Annotated in this window: 14 protein-coding genes; 7 read left to right on the top strand and 7 right to left on the bottom strand. The window is 65.0% G+C overall.

What is annotated here, in order from left to right; genetic code table 11:
- Positions 1-75: 75 nt before the first annotated feature.
- The 6 genes from EDF58_RS15315 to EDF58_RS15340 all read right to left on the bottom strand — a co-directional run bounded on the left by EDF58_RS15315 (position 76) and on the right by EDF58_RS15340 (position 11,803).
- Positions 76-1,155, bottom strand: coding sequence for a PepSY-associated TM helix domain-containing protein (locus EDF58_RS15315; protein WP_132267101.1), 1,080 nt, complete (start codon positions 1,153-1,155; stop codon positions 76-78).
- Positions 1,155-3,299: a TonB-dependent receptor gene (locus EDF58_RS15320; RefSeq protein WP_165921435.1), complete on the bottom strand. Its 2,145-nt coding sequence runs from the start codon at positions 3,297-3,299 to the stop codon at positions 1,155-1,157. The genes EDF58_RS15315 and EDF58_RS15320 overlap by 1 nt, the downstream gene beginning before the upstream one ends.
- A 265-nt stretch (positions 3,300-3,564) precedes the next feature.
- Positions 3,565-6,513 carry a TIM-barrel domain-containing protein gene (locus EDF58_RS15325; RefSeq protein ID WP_132267105.1) on the bottom strand — a complete coding sequence of 983 codons (2,949 nt, stop codon included), beginning with the start codon at positions 6,511-6,513 and terminating at the stop codon, positions 3,565-3,567.
- Positions 6,514-6,551: 38 nt separating this feature from the next.
- Entirely contained in the window at positions 6,552-8,189 is a 1,638-nt protein-coding gene (locus EDF58_RS15330; protein ID WP_132267107.1) for a DUF5597 domain-containing protein, read from the bottom strand.
- Complete coding sequence (locus tag EDF58_RS15335; RefSeq protein ID WP_243654278.1) at positions 8,186-10,456, bottom strand: hypothetical protein; 2,271 nt, start codon at positions 10,454-10,456, stop codon at positions 8,186-8,188. Before EDF58_RS15335 ends, EDF58_RS15330 begins: the two co-directional genes overlap by 4 nt.
- A 246-nt stretch (positions 10,457-10,702) precedes the next feature.
- The gene (locus tag EDF58_RS15340) at positions 10,703-11,803 is read right to left on the bottom strand and encodes a LacI family DNA-binding transcriptional regulator (RefSeq protein WP_132267109.1); all 1,101 of its coding nucleotides are present in this window, start codon (positions 11,801-11,803) and stop codon (positions 10,703-10,705) included.
- Positions 11,804-12,162: 359 nt separating this feature from the next.
- Between EDF58_RS15340 and EDF58_RS15345 the strand changes: the two genes are divergently transcribed.
- The 4 genes from EDF58_RS15345 (at position 12,163) to EDF58_RS15360 (ending at position 20,047) form a co-directional block, all read left to right on the top strand.
- The gene (locus tag EDF58_RS15345; RefSeq protein ID WP_132267111.1) at positions 12,163-15,060 is read left to right on the top strand and encodes a TonB-dependent receptor; all 2,898 of its coding nucleotides are present in this window, start codon (positions 12,163-12,165) and stop codon (positions 15,058-15,060) included.
- Positions 15,061-15,119: 59 nt separating this feature from the next.
- A complete protein-coding gene (locus EDF58_RS15350) occupies positions 15,120-16,700 on the top strand; it encodes a tryptophan halogenase family protein (protein WP_132267113.1) in 1,581 nt (526 codons plus the stop codon).
- 111 nt (positions 16,701-16,811) lie between these two features.
- Positions 16,812-18,374 carry a beta-xylosidase gene (locus EDF58_RS15355; protein WP_132267115.1) on the top strand — a complete coding sequence of 521 codons (1,563 nt, stop codon included), beginning with the start codon at positions 16,812-16,814 and terminating at the stop codon, positions 18,372-18,374.
- Between the two features lie 50 nt (positions 18,375-18,424).
- Positions 18,425-20,047, top strand: coding sequence for a family 43 glycosylhydrolase (locus EDF58_RS15360; protein WP_132267117.1), 1,623 nt, complete (start codon positions 18,425-18,427; stop codon positions 20,045-20,047).
- 120 nt (positions 20,048-20,167) lie between these two features.
- On the opposite strand, the gene EDF58_RS15365 is transcribed toward EDF58_RS15360, so the two are convergent.
- Positions 20,168-21,004 (bottom strand): LytTR family DNA-binding domain-containing protein, encoded by an 837-nt coding sequence (locus tag EDF58_RS15365; RefSeq protein ID WP_243654279.1) that lies wholly within the window; start codon positions 21,002-21,004, stop codon positions 20,168-20,170.
- Between the two features lie 274 nt (positions 21,005-21,278).
- Between EDF58_RS15365 and EDF58_RS15370 the strand changes: the two genes are divergently transcribed.
- The 3 genes from EDF58_RS15370 to EDF58_RS15380 all read left to right on the top strand — a co-directional run bounded on the left by EDF58_RS15370 (position 21,279) and on the right by EDF58_RS15380 (position 23,455).
- A complete protein-coding gene (locus EDF58_RS15370; RefSeq protein ID WP_132267119.1) occupies positions 21,279-22,076 on the top strand; it encodes a sterol desaturase family protein in 798 nt (265 codons plus the stop codon).
- Between the two features lie 70 nt (positions 22,077-22,146).
- Positions 22,147-22,605, top strand: a complete 459-nt coding sequence (locus tag EDF58_RS15375; protein ID WP_132267121.1) for a cytochrome c — start codon at positions 22,147-22,149, stop codon at positions 22,603-22,605.
- A 19-nt stretch (positions 22,606-22,624) separates the two neighbouring features.
- Entirely contained in the window at positions 22,625-23,455 is an 831-nt protein-coding gene (locus EDF58_RS15380; protein ID WP_165921436.1) for a hypothetical protein, read from the top strand.
- The last annotated feature ends 8 nt before the right edge of the window (positions 23,456-23,463 follow it).

The raw sequence follows: 23,463 nt of genomic DNA on the forward strand, positions 1-23,463 counted from the left end.
AAGTGCTGGCACAATTGAAAGGGCTGTACAATCGCTCTTGTGCCGCGGAACGCCGCGAAGCGGCCGAAAGGCGGATCAGCGGCTGGAGAGCGGCTTTGGCGAAGCGCGCCGCCGCGGCCGTCTGAACCAGAACGACCACAGAGTGAAAGTACCCAGCATGGCAAGGCCGAGGCCGGAGAGCGTCATGACCAGGCGAAACGGCAAGCCGCCCACTTTTCCGGCATGAAGCGGGTAGAGCGCATTGTACGCCGTCACCCTGCCGGAGAGATCGGCGGCGTCGCGGGCCGCGACGATGCGGCCGGTGTCCGCCGCGAACCATACTGTCGTGCGGCCGTTGGGCAACCATTCCCCCGGACCGCGCATCCGCAGGGTTATCAGCCCGCCATCGGCGCGCGGCAGGGCAAGGCTGCGCACTTCCGCAGCGGGGAAGCGCCCGCGCGCGGCGCGGATCATCGCTGCCCAGTCGAGATCGTCGGCCAGCGCGGCTGCCGGTGCAGTGGGCGGCTTCAGCGCCCGGTCGATCTCGCCGGGCGCGCCGGGGCCGAGGATGACGGCGGCCAGCGGCCGGAACACGAGCACCGTGCCGGTCACCAGCGAGAGTGCCAGCAAGGGGGCGATGACGATGCCCAGGTCGCGGTGCTGGCGCACGATGGACGGGCGCGTCATGCGGGCAGGCCAGAGCCGGAATTCGAATGTCCGGCGCGTCCGCCACCACAGGATGGTCCCGCTGATGACGAAGAACAGGCCGCAGAGGCCGGCGATCCCGATCACGGTCTCGCCCTCTTCGCCCGCGAACAGGTGCTGGTGGAAATCGGAAAGCCACAGTTCGGGCCGTGCCCACTGGCTGCTCCAGTCGATCACCGGATCGCCCGCCTGCGTGACATAGGCCCCGGCGCCGCCCTTGTAGGCCAGCCGGTCCAGCCCGAAGTCCGCATTGGCGAAGGTGATCGATTGCGGCCGCCGGGCCGGATCGGCCATGAGCCTGGCGGCCGTCGCCGCCAGAACTTGCGTGCCCTGCACTTGCGCGTCGCCGGCATGAGGCAGCGCGACCCAGGCATCCCGATGGACGAGGATCGCGCCCGTCAGCCCCATGATCGCCAGCAGCAGGCCGACCAGCCCCCCGGTCCAGCGATGCAGGGTGTCCAGCAGCTTCATCAGAAGCGGTAATCCCAACTCAGCGTGAAGTTGCGGCCGCGACCGGCGAAGAAATGGGCATTGTCGGTCGGGCGCACCGTCTGGGTGTAGTAGTCGATGTAGAAGGTGTCGAAGATATTCTGCGCCGCCAGCGTCACGCCGCCGAAGCGCGTATCGTAGCGCAAGCTCAGGTCGGTCACGTCGTATCCGCCGAAGCTGTAGGTCTCGTTGTAGTCGCCCGGTGCCCGTTCGAACTTGTTCGAAAGGAAGAACTGGGTCTGGACCCGTGCCGAGACGGCGCCCTGGCGGTAGCTGGCCGCCAGGTTGAGGCGATCGGGCGAGATGTTTGCCCCGTCGAGATCGCGGTCGACTTTGTCGATGCCGTCGTCCGAACCGTCGGTGCGCCCGATGAGGTGGGCATAGCCGGTGGAAAGCGTCAGCCCCGGCACCGGGGTCTGGGCCGAGAGGTTGATCTCCAGCCCCTGGATTTCGACGCGCTGGCGCTGCACCTCGAACACGCCGCCGCTCTGCACCAGCAGCGATCCGTTCTTGCTGGTCGACCAGAAATAGGCCGCGCTGGCATCCAGCGGACCGCGCTTCACCTCGACGCCCAGTTCGCGGTTGTTCGACACGATCGGGCTGATGTTGACGTAGTTGTCGATGTCGACGCCGGGCCGGCTGACGGCGCGCGCGATGCGGCCGACGTCGGGTACCGTATAGCCCTCGGCATAGCTGGCATAGGCGCGGATGCCCTTCCACGGCTCCAGGATGACGCCGCCGTTGAGCAGGTTGTCGCTGAACTTCGGCGTGCCGCCCGAAACCGCAAAGCCGCCGCCGTAGCTGGCGAGCGTGCGATAATCCTCGACGGTGATCCGCACGTCCTCATGGCGCACGCCGGCCGCAAGGTGCAGCACGTCGTCCAGCAGGGCGAGGTTGAACTGCGCGAAAGGCGCCAGGCTGCGATATTCCGCCGGCGGCACCCACGAACGATCCGTGGCGATCAGGCGCTGCTCGGTCTTGTCGAACAGCACGTCGAGACCGACGATGACGGTCAGCGTCTCCAGGCCGGGCACCTTGCGTTCGTAGGAGAACTTGCCGCCAAATTTGCGGCTGCGGTTCTGGGACTGGTCGAACAGGGTTCCCAGCGGGGCGATCGCGGCATCCTGGAACGTGGCGATCGGGGCGATCTCACCGCCGTAAGTGTCGCGCGAACGGTTGAGGAAGCCCTGAAGCATAAGGTTGCCACCCCAGAGCGCGGTATCCGTATAGGTCAGCGCCGCACTTTCCGTGCGATTGGTGGCCGGCACGCCCGGCGGGGTCCCTCGAACCGAGGTCGTGGGCAGGTTGCGCGTGTAGTCCCCATTGGCGGCGACGTAGTCGCCCTCGCCCTTGAGCTGGAAGCGGTTGACCATGAGATCCAACCGCGCCGTATCCGATACCGCATAACCGAAGCGGCCGAACACCGACCACGAGCGGCTGTCCTGGGTCTCGCCCTGGGTCAGGTCGGTGCCGATGCGATCCCCGTGCCCATCGTAGAACACGCCGCGCTTTTCGAAAGCCCCGCCGACCGTGGCGTCGAAGCGCCCCTGCCGCCAGCCGACCAGGCCGGCGACTTTGCCGCCCATGCCGTCATCGCTGAAGCCCGTGTCCGAATTCCCCTGCACCAGCACGCGCCCGGAAATCCCGTCCTGCCGCGGCGGTCCCACCGTCACCTGGTTGACGATGCCGCCGGTGCCGCCGATTCCCTGCAGGGCGTTGGAACCGTAGATCACTTCCACGCGGTCGACGAAGAACGGATCTATGGAGAACCCGTCACGCGCGCCGTCGCGCAGAGGTGCCGTCTGAGGAATGCCGTTGATGGCATAGAGCGGCGAGCGCCCGCGCAGCGTCTCTCCCGCGCCGGACAGCTTCTGCCGGGTGGGCGAAAACGAAGGCGTGAGCGCCGAAACCGCATCGACGATGGAGCCGCCGATGGCCACCTGCTGGCTGAGCGCCGCGTTGTCGATCACGTCGACCGTCATCGGCAGGGTGTTGATCGGCAGCGCGGTGCGGGCCGCCGTGACCACGATCCCTTCGTCCAGCCCCTGGTCCGGTCTGAATTCCTGCGCAGCGACGGGCGCCGCGGTCAGCACAAGCGGCAAGACGAGCATCGAATGACGGATCATGATTTTTTGAGGCCTCCCTTATCGGGCGGCCTTCTAACGCCATCCCCCTCGAATGCAAGTCACTCGCATTAGCGACTGCTGCCAAGTGACAGCGGGAAGCGGCCCGAGGGCAGCAAGGGCTGCGCGAAGGCCCTTCAAGTCGCTTCAGGTCCCTCTCGGAGTACGCGATACCGCGCCTGTCGTCGCCGGCCACGCGCGGCGGGCGAAAGACATGCCGGAGCGGCCCCGACTCTCGAAGGCGAGAGCGAGGCCGCTCCGTTCATGCTCAGCGCTTGGGGCGCTTCACCTGCAGCGCCTTGCCGGTCCAGCGCACTTCGGCGTCGAACGTGGTGGCTTCGGCCACGCTCTGGCCCGGGGCGACCCATTTGACGCGAACCGTGCGGTTCTGCGGCATGCCGGCATAGCCCTTGCCCTCACGCGCGCCGATGGTGACGGTGCCGCTGGCATCGTCGTAGCGCACCGGCATGCGTTCCCACGCGCCGTCGCGGTATTGCTGCGAACGGCCATCGTCGTTGTAGACCGAGAACGCGCCATTGGTGCCGGTGTAGACCACCAGCGTGATCGGCGCGTCGGGCTTCTCGTCGGTATACTGCATCACCGGACCCATAGGCACGATGGAGCCAGCGCGGACGAACAGCGGCATGCGCTCGGCCGGGGCCGAGATGGTGGCGCTGGAGCCGCCCTGATAGGTCTTGCCCGTGCCGAATTCGTACCAGGTCACGCCGGTGCCGGGGAAGTAGACCTCCCGCTCGCGCGCCTGATAGGTGGTGACCGGTGCGACCAGGAAGGCCTTGCCGAACAGGTACTCGTCATTGGCCTTGCGGACCTCCGCGTCCTCCGGGAAGTCCATGACGAGGCCGCGCATGATCGACCCGTCCTTCTGGTACGTGTCCGCGCCCAGTGTGTAGATGTAGGGCATCAGGCGATAGCGCAGCTCGTCATACCACACCATCGAGGCGCGCATGGGCGAACCTTCCGGCGAAATCTCGTAGATCTCGCGCCAGGGCTGCTCGCCATGGCTGCGGAACAGCGGGCTGAACGCGCCGAACTGGAACCAGCGCAGGTTCAGTTCGCGCCATTCGTCGAGGTCCGCCGCCTTGGGCTTTTCCGCTGCGAAACGCGGTTCGACCGAGAAGCCGCCAATGTCGTGCGTCCAGTTGGCAAGGCCCGACATGCCGGTGTTCACGCCGGCCGAGATCTGCGCGTGCAAATCGTACCAGCGCGTCGCCACGTCGCCCGACCAGACGGCCGCGCCGTAGCGCTGGAGGCCACCGAAGCCCGAACGGGTCAGCAGGAACGGGCGCACGTCCGGCTTGAAGCCGCGCCAGCCTTCGAAGAACGAACGGGCGTTCATCAGCGGGTAGGAGTTGAAGAACTCCGTTGCCGGACCCATCGCCGTCGGGCCCATCGTATCTATGCGCTTCTCGATCGACAGGTTCGAATGCATGTCGGGTTCGCTGGCGTCCGCCCACCAGGCGTCGAAACCGAACTTGGCGATGCGGTCTTCCACCTGGCGCCAGAAGATCTGGCGGCCCTTGGCCGAGTACGGATCGTAGAAGGTGTTGGCGAAGCCCGGGCCGACCCAGTCCTTGTTACCCTGGCGCAAATTGCCGTGGTAGATCGCGCCGGCCGCGTCCAGTTCCTTGAAGGTATCCGTGGTCGGATAGAACTTCGGCCAGACCGAGATCATGATGTTGGCATGATCGCCGTGCACCGTGCTGACCATCGCGGCGGGATCGGGGAAGCGGCTGGGGTCGAACTTGTGGCTGCCCCAGGAATCGTCCGTCCAGTAGCGCCAGTCGAGCACGATATTGTCGAGCGGGTACTGAAGCTTGCGGTACTGCTCGACAACGCCGGTCAGTTCCTTCGCGGTGTCGTAACGCTGGCGCGACTGCCAGAAGCCGTAGACCCACTTGGGCATCATTTCCGACTTGCCGGTCAGCTGGCGATAGCCGGCGATCGCGCCGTCCATATCGCCGCCCGCGCCTTTGTTGTCGCCTCCGGCGCCTTTGTTGTCGCCTCCGGCGATGAACCAGTAATCCTTGTCCCGCGCGACTTCGCTGGTGAACCAGACCGAATGGCGGTCCGCCTCAGGCAGCGGATCGTTGTGGAGCAGCGCCATGTAGCCCGCGTTGGGATCCCATTCGATGCGGATGTGCGCGGGCTTGCCCGCCGTCATCGGCACTTCGAAATTGGCGTACCAGGGGTTCCAGTTCTGACGCCAGCGATCGAGCTTCAGCTCACCGTCGACATAGACCTTGTAGTAGCTGGAACCGTAGAGCTGGAACTTGTGCGTGCCGGTCTTGTCGGGCTGGAGGTCGCCCTCCCACACCACTTTCTGCGTCTGCACGGCGTTGCCGGCGGTGTTCTGGCCCTGCTCCGACGCGACGGTCTTGGCCTTGCCTGCTTCGGGCCACTTCGCCTGATCGTCCAGGAACTGGTAGTCCACCGTGGCTTCCTGGCGGGCGACGGCCAGCTTGTCGTCCAGGTAGTACTTGGCGGAGAAGCCCGGCTTGCCGCCGCTCGTCACCTTCATGCCGCCGCCGGGAGCCGATGCGTCACCCACCAGGGTATAGGCGGCGGGGTTGCCGAAGCGGGTGATGCTCTCGTTATCCCAGAGCAGGCCATAGCCCTTGCTGGAAACGAGGAAGGGCACGCCGATGTCCATGTTGTGCTGGGCGAGTTCCACGTCCTCGCCATTGTAGTCCATCACCGCCTGCTGGTGCTGGCCAAGGCCGTAGAGGCCTTCGTCCGTACCACGGTTGAACTGCTGCGAAACGGTGACGTAGGGGGTGCCGTCCGCCTTGGTCTGGGTGAAGACGGTGGCGGCCGATTCCCCCAGCAGTTCCTTGCCCGCCGCGTCCAGGAAGCGCACCTGCCCGCTGGCAAGATCGATATCGGCGGTGGCCTTCGCGGCCTTCACGGTAACGTGGCCGGCGTTCTGGCTGACGGTGTACCGGCCGGCAGCCGGCGGGTTCGGCGCCATCAGGCTGGCGCTGGCGGTCGGGGCCTGCATCCCGCGCGCATGGGCGACCACGTGGAAGATGCCATCGCCATGCAAGGTCACTTCCACACGGTCCGAAGGGCCGCTTTGCGGGATGACTGCCACGCCGCCGGGTACGTTTTCGACGCCCGCTTCGGCGGCCGGCGCGACCGCCGGCACCAGCGACAGGGCAGAGCCCGCCAACAGCGTTGCCATCGTGAATTGCTTCATGTCGTGATCCCCTGCCCGCCTTCAGCGGTTACTTGCGTTTACTTGGAAGAATAGAAGCCGGTGGTGACCTTTATCACCTGCGGCCGGTCGATAAGGTTGATGCCGTAGTCGGTCTGGTCACCGTTCCAGACGCGTGTGGTCACCCACTTGCCATCCTTGAACGTGCCTTCCTCCACGGCGACGATCACGCCGTTGCTCTCTCCCTTCGCGGGGGAGAAATTGACGCGCACGTGATCGCCCATGATCAGGTATTCAGTGTCCGAAAGCTGGGCCACGGCCATGCCTCCCACCGGCTGATCGGCCCAGGGTGCGGGCTTGGTGGGGATCCAGGTCCAGTCCTTCTGGCCGAACTGCCACTGGCCCCAGTCGGCGGAGATCTTCCACTTGCCCATCACCGCTTCGCGGGGCGAATTGTCGTCCGGCTTGGCAGTGCCCCAGGTGGGACGCGACGCGGCGATCCGGGCCCAGTCGCTGGCGATCGGGGCCAGCGTGCCATAAGGCAGCGCGAAAGCGGCCAGCGTCTCCTTGTCCAACGCTGTCGCGCCCAGCGGATAGTTGAAGTAGCCGGTGTCATCCATGCCGAACGGCGCGAAACCGATGCCGCCGCGGCCGATGGTAGCCCAGAAGAAGCGCGCGAATTCCTTCGCGTTGCCGATCTCCGGCACCATCAGCGCATTGTCGGGACGGGTATACTTGTCCAGGTACTGGATCACGTTACCGCTGTTGCGGTCGTAGATATCGGGCGCGGCGAAGTCGATCGCGGGCGCGCCGGCCTTCCAGATGTCCAGCACGTCCCACTGCGGGCCGCCGCTGGCGACGCCGGTGGGATCGGGCACGTTGGACGGCCCGGCGAGCGAGGCGTTGACGTACATCGGCAGCGGCTTCACCGCCTTGCCCGCCTGCGCCAGCGCATCGACGAACTGGGCGACGTACCAGGTGTTGAACGCGCGCGGTGCCTGCTTGCCGAACGCCGCTTCCCAAGTGCCGGACTTGCCGATCTTCTTCGCGAGCGCCGCCGGAATCGGCTTTGCGAACAGGGCATTGGCTTCAGACGAGAAATCGCGCGGCACGCGGTAGGATCCGGTCTCGTTCTCCGGCTGAACCATGATCACGGTGTTCTGCCGGTCATGATCGCGCAGGTATTCCATCACCTTCACGAAAGCGCGCCGGTCGGCAGCAAGCGTGTTCTGCGACAGCGGCGTCAGTACGTAGTGATCCGAACCGTCCGGCGCCTTCATGCGTGGGAAGCGCTTGTTGTCGAGCTTCACCCACGAAGGTGTGTAGCTGGGGCTGGTGTTCTTCCAGGTGCCGAACCACAGCAGCACCACGCGCTTGTCATGTGCGCGTGCGGCATCGAGTAGGGTCTGGAGGTACGTGAAGTCGAACTTACCCTCGACCGGCTCCACCTGTTCCCAGGCGACCGGGATTTCCAGCGTGTTCGCGTGGATCGCATCGAGCACCGGCCACACGGCATCAAGCGATCCGGCATAATTGCTGGAATTGTTGGCCTGCGCGCCCAGCATCAGGAACGGCTTGCCGTCCACGATCAGCGCGTGGCGGCCGTCGCGGCTTTCCATGCGCGGAATCTGGGTTGCGGCTTCCTGGGCATGGGCCGGTGCGGCCACGCCGATGGCGGCCGCCAACATGAGCGATGCGATGAAGTCTTTGCTTTTCATTCTGTCCCCTCCGCAGGCCGTGGATCGCCATAGACGATGCCCCGGCCATCCGTGCCAATGTAGATGCGCCCGAACTGGCGCGGGTCGCCGGAAATCACGCGGATGCGCAGGCCCCACTGGTGGGCCTCGTCATTGATCCGCTGCCATGTCGCGCCGCCGTCGATGGAGCGCCAGACCGCGCGCAGCCCAGCGATCGAGCCCAGCGCGTAGAGCGCCGCCACATCGCGGCCCGGCGCGGCTTTGCCAAGGCCGTAGCGCTCGATGGCGATGGCCTGTCCAGTGCGCACCCACGTCTCACCAAAGTCGGTCGAGCGATAGAGCGCGCCGCCCAGATTGAGCCAGAGCGCGCCCGCCCGGTTGGCATCGGCCAGAATCGGCGCAGGCGCCTCGCGGTTGTCGTTGCGCGCTGAGGAAAGGTCGGCCGGCAGGCCCTTGCCCGCGACCGCATGGAATTGCGCGCCGCCATCATCGCTGCGCACCACGCGATTGTTCGCGAAGTCGATCGCGTAGAAGCGCCGGGCGTCCTGCTTGTCGGCCGTCACGCGCACGCGGCTCGGCAAGCCGGTGACGAGTTGCCATGCCGCGCCGCGATCACGCGTGATCCGGGGCTGGTCGGTCTCAACCAGGAAAGTACCGCCATCGGCCGAGACAGCGATCGCCGCATTGCCCGTCTCTTCCGGCAGCGGACTACCGTCAGCATGTGGCGTACCCTGCGGCACGCGCAGCGGCGTCCATGTCGCGCCGCCATCCGCCGACCATGCCAGCGAGCTATCGGGCACCACCCGCGCATGCGTATTGCCACTGCGCACCATCACCAGCGGCGCACGGCCGCCGAAATCCAGCGTATTGGTGTTCGACAGGAACGGGTTGACGTACTGGCTGGCGGGCGAGACGGCAAAGTCGTCGTGCCGGAAACCACCGATATCGCCGAAGCCGGAAACCAGATGCGCGCCGCCGGTGGGGCTGACGAAAGTGATGATCGCGGTCTGCTCGATCCCCTGCGTCCACGGCGCCCATGCCATAGTGCCCGGCCTCTGCAATTCGTCAGTCGCGTAGACCGTTGCGCCCGTCACATAGGCGGCGTGGTTGGCGTCGAACGGATCGATCGCAAGGCCCGCAATCCAGTGCCCGAAGTTCGCCTTGGCGCCGAAATCGAGGAACGGCGTTGCCGACACATCACGGGTCGAGCGCTTCCACAATTCGTCCCAATGCGCGCCGCCATCATGGCTAAGCCACACGGTGTCGACCGGTTTGCCGCGATCCACCGTGCTGACGGCGATGGTCTGCGGGTCGGACGCGGCCACCGCAACGCCCATGTAGCCGCCGACAGGTGCCTCCGCGCCCTTGATCGGCGTGACATCGCGCCATTCATCGCGCGCCGGATCGAAGCGCCACACCGCGCCGCGCGTGATGCCGTTAGGGCCGATGCCGTCGCAATAGGTGATCGTCAGCAGTCCATCGCGCCCGATCACCGCCTTTACCGGCAGCAGATCACCCGCCGGGCCGCCCGCAACGGCGCGCCACGTCCTGCCGCCATCGTCCGACCGGAACAGGTGGCGCTCGCCCGGATCGGCGCTGCCCACGAAGACGCGGCCGCGCACTTTGGCATCGAACACCACGAACGAGAGCCCGCCATGCGTCTCGCGCCGATTGGTCGGCAGGCCCAGCCCGGCGAGCGGGAAGGTATCCAGCTTGCGCCAGTTCGCCCCGGCGTCGTCGCTGGCCCAGAGGCCCTGATGACGTGAGCCGAACAGCAGGCGATCGTGCGCGAACGGATCGATGGCGAGCCGTTCGCCCAGCCCGCGCCCGTTCTCGTTGCCGCCCATCGCGAAAGGCACGCGCGTCTCGCGCCAGGTCTTGCCATAGTCGGCCGAGCGGAAGATCGCAGCCGGCGCGGACCAGTTCATGCCCGCGGCAAGATAGACCGTTCCGGCATCGACAGGATCGGCGGCGATACTCTCGATTCCCATGAAGCTGCCTTCGGCAACGCCGTCCTGAAGCGGAATCCACGTCCCGGCGCGCGCATCCCACCGATAGGCGCCGCCCATGTCGCTGCGCAGCCATGCAAGGCCCCGCTCCACCGGGCTGAACACCAGGCCGGGGGTAAAACCGCCGCCGCCCACGCGCACGCTGCGCCAGTCGTAAGGAACAGCGTCGGAGGACGCCGACGAGAGATGGGTGCCGGCGTCCCTTGCAACGACCGGTCCGCACGCTGCCGCTACTGCGCCAACCGCTGCGATTGCGAACGAAATCGATCGCGCGCTCATTGCCCTACGGATGCCCACGCCCCCATTCATCCTCTCGCTTGAAGAAGCCGACGCGCTCGTTGACGCGCCTTAACATCCATCAGCTCATATCGATAACGCTAACATAACAGAAGAAAAATGACGGTCACGCAAATAGTTCGGCGGCTATTACGGGGGCAGGCCACGACAAGATAAGGAATTTAGATGGCTGGCAGGCCATGCTGAACCAAGTTAAAACCCGTAGCTGAACCGACGCTTTCGCTGCGTTCAGCCCCAGCTAGGCACTGGCGGGCGCATCGCCGGCCGGCGCCTTGGCGCGGCATCGGACTGGCGACGTACCAGCTTGTAATCCACCTCGATCCGCAAGTCGCCGATCTGGTCCTTGCGGTCGTTGCGCAGCAATGTCACCAGCAGTTCCACCGCGCGGCGGCTCATCTCCATGATCGGCTGCTGGATCGTGGTAAGCTCTGGCCAAATCGTCGTCGCCAGTGCCACGTCGTCGAAACCGCAGACGGTAAGATCGCCCGGCACGTCCAGACCGCGCCGATGCGCGATTGCCACCGTTGCCGCCGCCATGTCATCGTTGCTGGCAAAGATCGCCGAAGGCTGATCCTCAAGCGAAAGCAGCTCCTCGGCTGCATCCAGCCCGGATCGGTACGTAAAATAACCCTGGGCCACCAGAGCCTCGTCAAAAGGTATCGACGCTTCGGCCAGCGCCTCGCGATAGCCTTCCAGCCGCGCGCCGCTGGCGGAAAGTTCGGGATGGCCGACGATGAAGCCGATCCTGCGGTGACCCAGTTCGATCAGGTGCGCGGTCATCTCGCGCGCCGCGCTGCGATCGTCGATCATGATCGTGGCGATGCCTTCATGCGGCACCGCCGTCGTCACCGCCACGGTGGGCGTGTCCGTCTGGCGCAGGACCCGGAGCACCTCGTTCGCCTCGTTCAGCGGCGGCGGCAGTATCACGCCGTGAATGCCGCCGGCCACCATGCGCTTCGCGGCGAGACCCAGGTCCTCCCCGTCCTCCACTTTCTGGACGATGATCTGCACATCCGAGCGCCCCGCCTCCTCCAGACTGCCCACGACAAAGGCGCTCAAGAAGGCCTCCGATGGGTTCGAATAGAGCAGGCCCAGCCGCAGTTGCGACGCACCGGCCAGGCTGCGCGCGGCCCGGTTCGGCGCATAGTTGAGCTTCGCGATCGCGGCATTCACGGCATCGCGCGTGGACTGCCGCACCTTCTGCTCGGAGTTGATCACCCGCGAGACGGTCATCATCGACACCCCGGCAAGCGCGGCAACGTCGACGATCGTCGGCGCCTTGGCCTGACGGGGCTTAGAGCTGCGGCGTTTGCGCTCACTTTCGGACATGGTCACCGTCTAGCACGTCTGCTGCCGGTGGAAAGCGGATGCTTGATCGGGGCCGAAAAATCGCATTCACCGCTTAATGGTAGCGCAATCATCGTCAACGGCTCCGGAGCCGATTTCCAGTTTCCTGTACGGCGACGCCAGCGCGCTGCTCTCCCGATTCTGCGGATACAGCTTCGGGAACGATCCCGAAAGCGGACCAGAGACAACGTGCAAACCATTGCTATAGCGTAAATGGTAACGCTCCCAATTTTGTTGCCCGCGTTTCAAATCTATTCTATCGAATCACATCGAAGATCGCTTGGGGCGACGAGTCTGCAGGAGGGGGCACATTCTCCACTGCAGAGTTCAGGAGGGGAATTATGCGTAAATTGAGCTTTCGCACGCACGCCAGCGTCATCTGCCTTGGCCTTTCGACCGCCGGCATCGTGCCTTGCGCCATGGCGCAGGATGGCACCGCCCAGGAAACGCCGGTCGCCGATACGGACGCCATCGTCGTCACCGGTCGCCGCGCAGCGCTTCAGTCCGCGGATGACCGCAAGAAGAACGCCATATCGATCGTCGACTCGGTGGTTGCTGACGATGCGGGCAAATTGCCCGACAACTCCATTACCGAAGTCCTTCAGCGCGTTCCGGGCGTCACCATCGTCCGCTTCCAGTCGCTGAACGATCCCGATCACTATTCCGCCGAGGGTTCGGGCATCCAGATCCGCGGCCTCTCCGGCGTCGCCTCGCGACTCAACGGCCGCGACATCTTCAGCGCCAATGGCGGGCGTTCGCTGCAGTTCAGCGACGTCACGCCCGAACTGATGCAGGCTGTCGACGTCTACAAGTCGTCCACGGCCGACCAGATCGAAGGCGGCACCGGCGGTTCGGTCGATCTGCGCACCAAACTGCCCTTCGACTACGGCTACGGCCTGCACTTTGCCGGCACGGCCGACGTCAGCATGGGCGATCTGTCGCAGAAGACGGACTACTCCGCTTCGGGCCTGGTTGCCGGCAAGTTCGACACCGGCATCGGCGATCTCGGCTTCGTATTCGACTACGCGCACAGCCAGTTGTCCACGAAATCGCAGTTCGTCCGCATGGAAGAGTTCTATCGGACGAACATCCAAGGCAATGACTACTTCATCCCCGGCGGCTACACTTACGGCGAGGAAAACTACCAGCGCAAGCGTGACGGCATCTACGGCGCGGTCCAGTGGGCGCCGACACCCGAACTGACGCTGACCGGCATCTACTTCCAGTCCAAGTACAGCAACACGGACTCCGAATACGGCTCGTTCGTCACCTCGCAGAACCTTGCCGTCGATCCTTCGCAGAGCGTGTTCGACGACAACGGCGGGCTGATTTCGTCACCCGCGGTATTCCAGCGTGACGCCGCAACGGGCCTGCCTACCGGCGCCGCGATTTCAAGCGGCGGCACTTCCGCTTACTGGGAGGGCAAGAACAAGACCGAGGACATCTCGGGATCGCTGACCTGGGCCCCCACGAGCCTGCCGATCGTCGTGCAGGCTTCCTACCAGCACACCAAGTCCACCGCGACGGTCGATCGCATTTCGGTGTTCCGCACCGTCGACTTCCCCACCAGTTACGGGCTGGACCTGAGCGGCAGCCTGCCGCAGATTTCCGTGCCGGCGGGCACTCAGGCCGCGTTGCTCGACCCTGCCAACTATGCCTGGCAGGCGGTCATGCCGCATAACAATGACAACTCGGGCAAGATGGATACCGCCCAGGGCGACCTGACATGGGACGTCGGCGAAGGCTTCTTCAAGTCGGTGAAAGTCGGTGGTCGGTGGTCGAAGCGCACCGAGCGCGACCTGGACAACGGCTACGCCTGGTCCGCGCTGGGCCAAGGCTGGAACGGGTCTCCCGTGGTTTCCTTTGCCGATGGCCGCGCGGGCGACTACGAAACCCACGTTTTCAAGAATTTCTTCCGTGGAGACGTTCAGCTACCCGGAACCCAGTATTTCCCCGCCCAGGATTTCATCCGCAACACCAGCGTCCAGGGCTTCTTCGACCTGTACGGCGGCGCGCCGGGACGCACGCCGGGCTTCATTCTGCCCAACGATCAGACCGACTTCAGCACCAAGACGTTGGCTGGCTACGCGATGGTCAATTTCGGCACCAATTGGGGAGAATCCGAGCTGTCGGGTAACGCCGGTGTGCGTGTCGTAAACGTCAAGAATGACAGCACGGGCTATTTCCAGCAGACTTCCACGCAATTTTCGCGCAACGGGGCGATCTTTACGCTCGCCAATGCCGCCGAAATTCGCGACGACGGGGCGGAATATACCCGCGTCCTGCCCGCGGTTAACCTGACTTATGCCCCGGCCGACGCCATCAAGATCCGTGCAGCGTACAACATCACGATGGACAACGCCTCGTTCTACGACTTGCGCGCATCGGGAACCTTGGGCGTGAACACCCTGTCCGGCTCCGGCAACGGAGCGCCCGACACTTTCGCGAACTACACGACGACCAGTGGCGATCCGACCCTCAAGCCCACCATGTCGAACAATTTCGACCTCTCGCTGGAGTGGTATCCCAAGCCCGGCACGACGCTGCACGTCGCCGGCTTCTACAAGCGAATCAAGGACCTTGTCGTATTCGGCGCCGCCCAGCGCCAGGTCACGGTGCAATTCGCCGACGGCACTTCGGAACAGGCCCTCGCCACGACGAACGACGCGCACACCTCCGATGAGACGGCCACGGTCAAGGGCATCGAACTTGGCGGCCGAACGTTCCTCGATCAGCTTCCGGGCTGGCTCGCCGGGATCGGCGTGGAGGCGAACTACACCTTCATCGACAGCAAGAATCCGGGCGACCTCTACTTCGATATCGACGGCGTCCAGCGTAACAACGTTCCGTTGAAGGGGCTTTCGAAGCACAATCTCAACGCCGCCTTCCTCTACGAAAAGGATCCGTTCTCGCTGCGCATCGCCTATAGCTGGCGTTCGAAATATCTGCAGTCGACCACGGCAAGCGGCACGAACAATACTTATACTTATGTGGACGCATCCGGCACATCCAAGAGCGTGGCGACCAACCTTCCGGTTTATGGCGCCAGCTACGGGACGTTGGACGCGGGCCTGACGTTGCGCGTCAACGAGCACTTCAACGTCCAGCTCCAGGCGCAGAACATCCTGAATGCAACCCAGAAGACGCTCATGGGCGGAAACCCCGGAGGCGAACTTTACGGGCGCAGCTGGTTCCAGAGCGATCGTCGCTACCGAATGGGTATCAACGTCACGTTCTGATAAGTACAAGTCGGGCGGACCAGGCGGTCCGCCCGATCTGCGTTGGGGAGATTGGCGCGATGCGTGCCGAGGCGAAGCAGGTTCTCATAGTCGGAGGCGGCACGGCCGGTTGGCTGACCGCCGGCTACCTTGCCAGGACACTGGGTGCAGACCTGCCCGGCGGCGCCCGCATCACACTCGTCGAATCTCCGGAAATCGGCATCATCGGCGTGGGGGAAGGCACCTTCCCCACCATCCGGCGTACCCTGGCGCGGATCGGCGTCCCCGAAAAGGAACTGCTCCGCCGCTGCGAAGCGACATTCAAGCAAGGCGTGAAATTCGTTGACTGGCTGCACCCGGCGGGACAAGGCACTCAGGCCAATTACCTCCACGGATTTCAGGAAGCGGACGACCGCAAGGGCGGGCCGGAGTATCTCCCCTACTGGCTGCTGGGCGAGGCCGGCGACACGCCTTGGGACGAGGCCAGCACCCCCCAGAAGCGCACGGTGGACGCCCTGCGCGGGCCTAAACTGGCGTCTCATCCCGAATATGCCGGCGTGATGAACTACGCATTCCATTTCGATGCCGGCGCTCTGGCAGAGCTACTGCGCGATCAAAGTGTCGCCAATGGCGTGCGGCACATATCCGACACCGTGGTGGACGTTTTCTGCACCGAGGAAGGCGCCATCTCCGGCGTCCTCACGCAGAACCACGGCGTGCAGGAGGCTGACCTCTACATCGATTGCACCGGCTTTCGCGCGGAACTGATCGGCAAGGCGCTGGGCCAGAAGTGGAAAAGCTGCACGGACGTGCTGTTCTGCGACAGCGCGATCGCCGCACAAGTCCCTTATGGCGCGCCGGACACGCCGATCCAGTCCGCGACGCTGTCCACCGCCCGCGATGCGGGCTGGATCTGGGATATCGGTCTCCAGACGCGCCGTGGCACCGGCTACGTTTATTCCTCCGCCCACTGCGAGCCCGAGGAAGCGGAGCGCACCTTGCGCAGCTATCTCGGTGCACAAGGCGAGGCGGTCACGACACGCCGCTTGCGGTTCGACGCCGGCTACCGCGAAGTGAACTGGCACAAGAACTGCGTGGCCGTGGGTCTTTCCAGCGGCTTCTTCGAACCGCTGGAAGCTACCGGGATCGTCTTCTCGGAAATTGCCGCCGGCGCCATTGCCAATCTCTTCCCCTGGGCCGGCGACTATGAGACCTCCGCCCGTCAGTTCAACGCCATCATGCTGCAGCGGTACGAGCGCGCGCGGGACTTTCTGAAACTGCACTACAGCCTGACGAGGCGCGTCGACTCCGATTTCTGGATCGACAACGTGCGCCAGGAAACCATTCCGGACAGCCTTCTCGAACTGCTGGACAGGTGGCGCCATCGTCCTCCCAACGAGAAGGACTTCAATCCCAACATAGACGTGTTTCCGGCCACCAGCTGGCAATGCGTGTTGTACGGCATGGGCTGGAAAACGGACTTGTCGGCCCAGGCCGGGGTCATGCGTCTTCGCGCCGAGGCGCGGGAGGCGTTCGAGCAGGTGCGACGGCAGAGTGGCTTCGCCGTAGAGAACCTGCCGGATAACCGTGCGCTTCTGCGCCAGATGCTCGCGGAGCCGGCGGGATCGACGGTGCAGGCCTTTGCCGGCGCGGCGGGATAGGTCTGCATCCCCACATTGACCGGCGAAGGCCCACGCGGCGCCGCTGTGCCTGAAATTGTTTGCGCTACCATTCCGTTCGATAGCGGATCGGGATCTGCTGGAAGAGGATTTATGAAAGCCACTGCCCTGTCACTCTCCGCTCTCGTTTGTGTTCTGGCAGGTCCGGCGCTTGCCGAGGGGAACGGCCCCCAGCGCTCGGTTCGTATCGATGCCGCCGCAGACGCGGGGCCGGTCGACCGCTTTTTCGATCTCTCGGTCGGTTCCGACTACCCCGGCACGCTGAAGCGTCCCGACAGCCAGGCACAGCTGCAAGTGGTGTCGAAGGAACTCGGCTTTCGTTACATCCGCTTCCACGACATCTTCCATGATGTGCTGGGCACCGTGCGCAAGGTGGACGGGCGGATCGTCTATGACTGGACCGAGATCGACGCGCTTTACGATGCGCTGCTGGCGAAGAACATCCGGCCATTCGTCGAACTGGGATGGACCCCGGCAGCGATGCGCACCTCGGACCTTCAGCTGTTCTACTGGAAGGGCAATACCTCGCACCCCGACCCGGCGATGTGGCGCGATCTGATCCGGACGTTCGTGACTCACATGCGCGAACGATACGGCGCTGACGAAGTGCGCAGCTGGTACTTCGAGCTGTGGAACGAGCCGAACCTGGACGGTTTCTGGGAAGGCGCCGACCAGCGCGCCTATCTTGACCTCTATCGCGATACCGCCAGAACCATCAAGGCGATCGACCCCCGGCTTCGGGTGGGCGGCCCTGCCACCGCAGGGGCGGCCTGGGTGCCCGAATTCCTCGACTACGCCCGGCAGAACCAGCTTCCGGTCGATTTCGTGACGACCCACAGCTACGGCGTCGAAGGCGGGTTTCTGGACGAGCAGGGCAAGCAGGATACCAAACTTTCGCCCTCACCCGATGCCGTCATCGGCGATGTACGCCGTGTGCGTGCGCAGATCGAAGCCTCCGCCTTCCCCGGCATTCCGCTCTATTTCACCGAGTGGAGCACCAGCTACACCCCGCGCGACTTCGTGCATGACAGTTACGTCAGCGCGCCCTACATTCTCACCAAGCTCAAGAAATCGGCCGGCCTGGCCCAGGGCATGAGCTACTGGACCTACACCGACCTTTTCGAGGAACCCGGCCCGCCGCCCACCCCGTTCCACGGCGGCTTCGGGCTGATGAACCGAGAAGGCATCCGCAAGCCGGCCTGGTTCGCCTACAAGTACCTCCATGCCCTGCGCGGCCGATCGATTCCGGTGGCCGACGAATATGCACTGGCATCGCGCAGCGGCAGGGCCATTGCCGCCGTGGTGTGGGATTGGCATCAGCCGGTCCAGGCACTCAGCAACAAGCCATTCTACACCCGCCTGCAACCATCGCAGCCCAGCGAACCGGTGGAATTCCGCGTCGACCATCTCGCGCCCGGCAGATACCGGATCGTCACCCGCCGCACCGGCTACCGTCACAACGATCCGCTCTCGCGCTACATCGACATGGGCATGCCCGGCTCCATCGACGCCGCCCAGATCGCGCTGTTCCAGAAGGACACGGCCGATCTTCCGGAAACGGAAAAAACCATCTCGGTCGGCCGTGACGGCACAGCGCGGATTGCCCTGCCCATGCAGACCAACGACGTCGTGCTGGTCACGATCGACCCCGCCTGAACCGCCATGTTCCGCGGCAGACCTCATTTCGCAACGACCAGGGAATTCTCGTGAGCTTCACGCGACGCACCATCTTCAAGGGCGCCCTCGCCGGCGCCGCGCTTCCCGCATTGCCGCACGCGCTTGCCGCCGGGGAAACCGCCCATGCCGCCCAGACTCCTCCGACATGGGGATCGGGAGCCGAAGGCCAGCGCAAGGCCGACCTCGGCAATGGAACCTATCGCAATCCGATCCTTTCGGGCGACCATCCCGATCCCACGATCCTGAAGGATGGGGACGTCTATTACATGACGTTCTCTTCCTTCGACTACTACCCCGGCCTGGTAATCTGGGAATCGCGCGACCTGGTGAACTGGTCGCCGATCGGCCCGGCGCTTCGCAACAACCTGGGCAGTGTCTGGGCGGTCGATCTGATCAGGCACAAGGGCCGTTACTTCATCTACCTGCCCGCCGCTCCGGACGGCAAACCCTGGTCGATCTACGTGATCTGGGCGGATGACATTCGCGGGCCCTGGAGCGAACCCATCGATCTCGACATTCCCGGCTGCATCGATCCCGGGCACGTCGTGGGCGAGGACGGCAGGCGCTACCTTTTCACCAACGGCATTCGCAAGGTGCGCCTCACCGACGATGGCCTGGCCACTGACGGCCCGCTCGAGAAGGCCTACGATCCCTGGCGCTATCCCGATGACTGGATCGTCGAGAACTTCGCGCCCGAAGGCCCCAAGCTCATGCGGCACAACGGCTGGTTCTACCTGGTCACCGCCATTGGCGGCACGGCCGGTCCGGTAACCGGACACATGGTCATCGTGGCACGGTCGCGGTCCGTCCATGGACCCTGGGAGCATTGCCCGCACAATCCGATCGTACGCACGCAGAGCACGGCGGAGCCCTGGTGGTCGCGCGGCCATGCCACTTTGGTCGAAGGCCCGGCGGGCGACTGGTGGATGGTCTACCACGGCTACGAAAACGGCATGCGGACTCTCGGCCGGCAAACCCTGCTGGAGCCGATAGAATGGACGCCTGATGGCTGGTTCAGAGCAAAGGGCGGCGATCTGTCGCAGCCGCTGGCCAAGCCAGCCGGCGGAAAGCTGTCGCCTTCCACGCCCGCGCTCTCGGACGATTTCTCGCAGGACCGCATGGGCCGGCAATGGACGTTCTTCGCGCCGACCGGCAACGAAACCCGCGCCGCCTATCGGGAAGGCGGCATGGTAATCACCGCCAGCGGCACGTCGCCCGATGACTCGCCGCCGCTGACCTGCATTGCCGGCGACCGTCGCTATCAGGCCGAAGTGACACTGGACCTGCTGGGGGAGGAGGCCGAGGCGGGCCTTTTGCTATTCTACAACCACAAGGCCTATGCCGGCCTGGGCTTCACATCCAAGGTATTGAAGCTCTTCGAATATTCCCAAGAACTGACCTGGGCCGGGATTGCCCATAACGCGCAGAGCATCCGTTTGCGGGTGACCAGCGACGAGAACGTGGTCACCTGGCACTATTCGCACGACGAAGGCCGCACCTGGAAGCGCCACGATACGCGCATGGAAGTCTCCGGCCTCCATCACAACACCTTCGGCGGCTTCCTCAGCCTGCGCTTGGGGATCTACGTGGCGGGCAAAGGCTCCGCCCGGCTGCGCGACTTCCGCTACCGCGCCAACAACGCGGTGGCATGACGGCAATCCATGGTGGCTGGGCCCTGTTCCTGATTTGCGCTTGATCGGCTGACGCGAGACGGCCGCGTCGCAGCTCTTGCGGAAATGCGATGCGCCGAGCTCGTGCCCGCGTTCCGGGCCTCACGTCAGTCGGGCATCGTTTTCCGCGAAGAACTGCTTGCGTTCGAGCCGCGAGACCGAATCGCGGGCCACGGGTGCCTTGGCGCCGTTGAGCAAAGTGACGGTGCGATTGCGGCCCTCGGCCTCGACAGAGGCGATGGCGCCGCGGGCCATCCACCAGCTGCGATGGACTTGCTCGCCAGGGCAATCGTCCATCTCGCTGATGGCATCGCGAAGCCGCATGAAGACCAGCTCCGAGCCGCGAACGCCATGGACGCGGACGTAGTGGTCCTCGCTTTGCAAGGCGATGACGGGGCCATGGAAGCCGGGCGAAAGACGGCGGAGAAGGCGCGGCTCGGCCTTTTCATCGGGCGTCGACGCGCTCCCAGGTGCTGCCCGAGCGACGGGCGCCACCTCGGGAGCCAGGGCGACCGGCCGATCCTTCGGCGCGAGGGCCGCCGCCAGGTGCAGGTCCACGGCGCGCGCCCAGATGGCAACCCCCAGAACGCCGATCGCGCTCAGCATCGCGAAAGGCAAAATGCCGCCGAACCCGTCCAGCCCGTGGAAAAAGGCCCCGGCGCTCCAGGACCACAGCATGGCGAGCGGGAAGCTGGACAGGAACACGCCCGAATAGACCAGCATCCTCTTCGGCAGCGCGGTGGCATCGGCGATGCTGGTCCAGAGCAGGATGGAGGGGCGCACCAGCACGTAGGCGCCCATGAGGTGCATCCACCAGCGCCAGACCCGACCCATGAAGTCGTCCTCCAGATAGGTACCGAAGGGGCCGAGGAAACCGATTATCGCCGCGACGATCGCCATGGCCCAGAATTCGATCAGGATTCGCCGCAACCAGTTCACGCCAACTCTCCCTGCCTGCGACGCGCCAATTGGAAAACCGCCGTGTTTCTGCCGGCTTGGCGTCGTATCCCCCTGCGTAACGTAAAAGCGATTGTCCGCCAATCGCCGCCTGTCACCTGAGCTTCGACAACGCCGCCGGCAAGTGGCTCGCGGCATCGCAGCACAGGATACTATCATGGTCACCGAACACTATCGCCCCCTTGTCCTTGCCGGAGCGCTTGCCGTCCTGGCGCATGTCGTCGCCTTCGCCGTGGCGCTTGCCTGAACAGCAACGATGATCGGCACATTCTTCACCGGCGAGCAGGCCCTGACGGTCTGGCTCTGGGCGTTCATGGCGACCGGCGTGATCGCCGGGATCGTCAGCGGCTTCTTCAAGGCCCGGAAAATCCAGCCGCGCGGCTTCAAGTGGAAGATCCTGCGCAACGAGGCCATCGTGGCGGTGATCACGCTTGCCATCTCGGGCAAGATCATCGGCTCGACCTCGGCCTGGCTCAAGACGCACGGCTGGATCACGTTCCAGAGCGGAGCAGCGCCCTGGTGGATGATCGCGCTGGAATTCGGCGCCTACTTCTTCCTGTTCGACACCTACTTCTACTGGCTCCACCGCTGGATGCACAAGGAGCCGGTCTATAGCTGGGTCCACAAGCTCCACCACAAGTCGACATCGCCGAACCTGCTGACCACCCTGTCGGTCAATCCGCTGGAGTCGATGATCAACGGCGGCTTCGTCCCGCTGTTCCTGGCCGTCTTCACGGTCCACCCGGCCACGATGGCGCTGATCCTGCCGACCAATATCATCATGGGCCTCTACGTCCATTCGGGCTACGAATTCCTGCCGCGCTGGTGGAACCGCACATGGGCCACGAAGTGGTTCATCACGGCCACCTTCCATGACCAGCACCACCGCTACTTCACGGGCAACTTCGGCGGCTACACCACGATCTGGGACCGCCTCTGCGGCACCATGCGCAAGAAGTACGAAGCCGATTTCGATGCGGTCAAGGCCCGCTCCGCTCGGCGTCCGGCCGGCCCCGCACTCGCGGAGCTGAGCGCCGAGCGCGCAGAAGCCTGACCAACCCAAGACCACGCGAAAAGACACAACGATCGGCCGGAAAACGGCCACGAAGACGGGAGAGTGACAGATGAACGTTCGGGCAAGAACGAGCGCCATGGTCTTGGCGGCAGCGCTGGCGGCTACCCCGCTGCTGGCTGCACCGGCCGACACCGTCCGCGCCCGCGTGGACAACTACCGGGAACTAGGCGCCGCCTTCAAGGGTGTCAACGACGGCCTGCGCGGCAGCGAAGTGCAGACCGTGCTGATCGCGCAGTCCGTCCGGCAGATCCGCAACGCCTCGCGGGGGCAATACGAGTGGTTTCCGGCAGGATCCGGCCCGCAGTCCGGCGCCAAGACCCGCGCGAAGGCCGAGATCTGGTCCCAGCCCGCGAAGTTCAAGGGCGCGCAGGACGCTTTCGCGAAAGCCGCCGACGATCTGCAACGCGCCGTGACCGCCAAGGATGTGGCCGCAATCCGCCTCAGCGCGCAGAAGCTCGGCGGGACCTGCAAGGCCTGCCATGACGCCTTCCGCGCGCCCGAGCACTGAGATGCGGCTGGACACCGGCATGACCCGGAACGCTTCCCTGGCCGCTCTTGCAGCGCTGGCGGGACTGGGCGCGGCATCGCTGCCCGCTTCGGCCCAGCCCGCGGATCTCCCGATCGCCGCGGCGGACGGATCCCCCTTTCCCCCGGGCGTGCGCGTCCGCAAGCTCGGGAATGCCAGCGTCTATACCGATGCGAAAGGCAAAGTGCTTTACGGCCTGGACATGCGCACGCTCCTGCGCTGGGCGCCTGATCCGGCGCGGTTCTGCAATGCGGATTGCGCGCAAAGCTGGACGGCGCTGGCTGCCCCCGCGGGCTCCACCGCGAATATCCGCTATCCCGCCGGCTTCGAGAAGACCGCCGATGACCGCTTCATGGACCCGCGCAAGGCTCCGGACTGGACCGTGATCGATGGGGCGCAGGGCAAGCAATGGGTCTACAAGGGCTGGCACCTCGTGTTCACGCGCGCCGGCGCGAAGGCGCGCCCTGCCGACAGGGATGGCGCCGACGGGAACGACGCCGACGCCGACGCCAACGAAAGGCGCTGGAACACGCTGAAATACGTGCCGCCGCCGCCGAAACCGGCCGCTCCCGGCGTCGTCACCACGGCCTTCGTCGACGGCGCCTATGCCTTTGCCGACCGGGAGGGCCGCGTGCTGTTCACGGGCAAGTGCGAGAGGGACTGCGCCTGGCGGCCGCTTCCGGCGCCCATGGCGAGCAGCGGCCTCGGCGAATGGAAAGTCAGTCTCACCGGCGACGAGCCCGAATGGACCTTCAAGGGCAAGCGCGTCTTCGTCGGCACCGCCGGCGATTCGAGCACTGTCCCGTCCGGAGGCCAGATACTGCGACCCTGACAACGACG

This window comes from Novosphingobium sp. PhB57, from assembly GCF_004342985.1.
In the GTDB taxonomy this organism is placed as follows: Bacteria; Pseudomonadota; Alphaproteobacteria; order Sphingomonadales; family Sphingomonadaceae; genus Novosphingobium.

Coding starts and splice junctions, on each gene's coding strand:
- EDF58_RS15375 (WP_132267121.1), top strand. CDS start 22,147: ATGAACGTTCGGGCAAGAACGAGCGCCATGGTCTTGGCGGCAGCGCTG.
- EDF58_RS15370 (WP_132267119.1), top strand. CDS start 21,279: ATGATCGGCACATTCTTCACCGGCGAGCAGGCCCTGACGGTCTGGCTC.
- EDF58_RS15315 (WP_132267101.1), bottom strand. CDS start 1,155: ATGAAGCTGCTGGACACCCTGCATCGCTGGACCGGGGGGCTGGTCGGC.
- EDF58_RS15325 (WP_132267105.1), bottom strand. CDS start 6,513: ATGAAGCAATTCACGATGGCAACGCTGTTGGCGGGCTCTGCCCTGTCG.
- EDF58_RS15320 (WP_165921435.1), bottom strand. CDS start 3,299: ATGATCCGTCATTCGATGCTCGTCTTGCCGCTTGTGCTGACCGCGGCG.
- EDF58_RS15355 (WP_132267115.1), top strand. CDS start 16,812: ATGAAAGCCACTGCCCTGTCACTCTCCGCTCTCGTTTGTGTTCTGGCA.
- EDF58_RS15350 (WP_132267113.1), top strand. CDS start 15,120: ATGCGTGCCGAGGCGAAGCAGGTTCTCATAGTCGGAGGCGGCACGGCC.
- EDF58_RS15380 (WP_165921436.1), top strand. CDS start 22,625: ATGACCCGGAACGCTTCCCTGGCCGCTCTTGCAGCGCTGGCGGGACTG.
- EDF58_RS15330 (WP_132267107.1), bottom strand. CDS start 8,189: ATGAAAAGCAAAGACTTCATCGCATCGCTCATGTTGGCGGCCGCCATC.
- EDF58_RS15335 (WP_243654278.1), bottom strand. CDS start 10,456: ATGAGCGCGCGATCGATTTCGTTCGCAATCGCAGCGGTTGGCGCAGTA.
- EDF58_RS15345 (WP_132267111.1), top strand. CDS start 12,163: ATGCGTAAATTGAGCTTTCGCACGCACGCCAGCGTCATCTGCCTTGGC.
- EDF58_RS15340 (WP_132267109.1), bottom strand. CDS start 11,803: ATGTCCGAAAGTGAGCGCAAACGCCGCAGCTCTAAGCCCCGTCAGGCC.